The following is a 1,949-nucleotide window of genomic DNA, read 5'->3' as shown; positions in this document are numbered from 1 at the left end:
GCGAACCGGAAGTCGGATGCCGAGGTGCTGTCCACCAGGCGCGGGCTGTCCATGAAGTGGGTGTGGCGCTGCGCCGAGGAGAGCACGCCCGCAGCCTCCCGGTTCGACTTGCCGAGCTGGCGATTGGCGGCGCGCGCGATGAGGCCGCCGGCGCTGGTGCTGGCCTGCATGTCGGCGAGCAGCGTGGCGAAGCCGGCGGGATCGCGGGTGAGCTTGTCGCGCACGGTCGCCAGCGTGACGCGGGCAGGGGGCTCGTGGACGACGGTGTGCAGGATCACGCCGGCGATCAGCGCCTTGGCTTCCTCGTTCCAGTGTGCCTCGCCCGATTGCCCCGGTGCGTCATGGACCAGCGCATCGGCGATCGTCTGTGCATCCTCCGCCAAGTCGGGGCTGGTCGGATCAAGCCACGCCAGAGGGTTGTAGCGGGCCGTGGGGCGCCCCGAGACGCCGAAGGGGTCCAGGCACCACACATCGCCCTTGGCGGCCCTCGCACGGGCTGTGACGCGGGCATTCTCGCCCTTGGGGTCGATGCAGACCACCGAGCGGTCCAGCGTGAGCAGGTTGGGGATGATCGTGCCGACGCCTTTCCCTGAGCGGGTAGGGGCCATCGTCAGCAGATGGGCGGGTCCGTCGTAGCGCAGCAGCTTGCCGCCTTCGATGGAGCGGCCGATCAGAAGATCCCCGTTTCCCTCAAGCCGGCGCACGTCTCCCCGATCGCCGAAGCGGGCCGAGCCGAGCAGCGAGCTGCGCCGGTTCGCGGCGCGGCGATTGACGCGCCAGGCCAGGAACAGGATCGCGCCGGCCAGCAGGAACGGAATGTCGGTGGCAATCTCGCCATAACCGAAGATGCCCTTGAGCCAGCTATGGCTGGCGAACAGCACGACCGCGGCGACGAGCACCGCGAACAGCGGGCTGATCCGCCGGCCGGGCATCAGCCGGCCCGTTCCAGCGGCGTGATCGCCAGCCCCGGATCGGCGTTGGGATGATCGTAGAGCTTGAGGATGATTTGCGTGGCGAGGGGAGGGGGCACGGCCTCGTCGCGAAGCATGTCGAACAGCGCCTCATCCTCCGCGTTCAGGTCCATGCCCTCGATGGCGAGATTGGCGCGGGAGTCCGCGTCATCCTCGCGCCACATCGCGGCTTCCGCAGGCGTGCCGCGTACATAGTCGAGCGCGCGAACTTCCGTCCGGAGAGCGTCAAGGTCGAGCGTCGTCATGCCACCGTCTCCTTGCCTTCCGCTTCCGCGTCAAAGGCCCGCTTGCCGCGTCGCTTCCAGAGCGCCACCATATCGCTGGCATCATCGCCGCGAGCGCGTCCGACCAGTTCGAGCAGCGCACCGTAAATGGTCGCGCGATCGTCATCAGCAAGATCGACCAGACCGGCCTTTTGGACGAGGCCGCCCAGCTCGATCAGGTGGCGGGTGCGTTCGCGCCGTTGCACGACCCAGCCCCGCGTATCAGTCCGACGCCGTGTCGCTTCCAGACGCTGGATCAGCGCCTGGTTGCGTGCCAGCGCTGTCACGGTTGCCGCCAGCAGTTCGCCCACCTTTGCGCCCGCGCCGCTGAAAGAAAGCCGCGCCCTTCGATCGCCACGCCTCCTTCGCTTCCGCGTTCTGTGAGGCGACGGCATCGAGTAGCACGCCGGCGAGTGTTTCCATGTCGAGTGAATCGGCACCCGTGGCGGTGACGAGCTGGCCGAGTTGTTCGACCCGGCGCGCCTTCAGACTACGCGCCTTGTCCTCCAGCGCTTTCAGCTCCGCGTTATAGTCCCGCACCTTGCGCATGGTGCTTCCTTTCTCCGCGTTTTTGACCGCAGCAGCCTAGCAAACCTATAGGGGAGGGCAACCCACATCAACAGCCAGCACCGAGTCAATCAGGAGATGCGAAGCAGATCATGAGTGCGCGCTTATACGTCGTTGCCGACGTGCGCTAAGAAAGGCAGTATAGCGG

4 protein-coding genes are annotated in these 1,949 nt (G+C 67.0%); all 4 read right to left on the bottom strand.

Going from position 1 to position 1,949, the window contains the following annotated elements; all coding sequences use genetic code 11:
• Positions 1-932 (bottom strand): type IV secretory system conjugative DNA transfer family protein (locus QZV94_RS24780; RefSeq protein WP_288287932.1); only part of this gene is annotated, 932 nt, incomplete at its 3' end.
• A complete protein-coding gene (locus QZV94_RS24775) occupies positions 932-1,216 on the bottom strand; it encodes a hypothetical protein (protein WP_018251386.1) in 285 nt (94 codons plus the stop codon). The genes QZV94_RS24780 and QZV94_RS24775, both read right to left, overlap by 1 nt.
• Complete coding sequence (locus QZV94_RS24770; protein WP_018251385.1) at positions 1,213-1,545, bottom strand: conjugal transfer protein TraD; 333 nt, start codon at positions 1,543-1,545, stop codon at positions 1,213-1,215. Before QZV94_RS24770 ends, QZV94_RS24775 begins: the two co-directional genes overlap by 4 nt.
• Positions 1,457-1,783 (bottom strand): conjugal transfer protein TraD, encoded by a 327-nt coding sequence (locus QZV94_RS24765; RefSeq protein ID WP_081614895.1) that lies wholly within the window; start codon positions 1,781-1,783, stop codon positions 1,457-1,459. The genes QZV94_RS24770 and QZV94_RS24765 overlap by 89 nt, the downstream gene beginning before the upstream one ends.
• Between the last annotated feature and the right edge of the window lie 166 nt (positions 1,784-1,949).

This window comes from uncultured Phenylobacterium sp., from assembly GCF_902826855.1.
Taxonomy (GTDB): Bacteria; Pseudomonadota; Alphaproteobacteria; order Caulobacterales; family Caulobacteraceae; genus Phenylobacterium.
The sequence above is the reverse complement of the archived record's forward strand: the minus strand, read 5'-3'. Positions and strand labels throughout refer to the sequence as shown.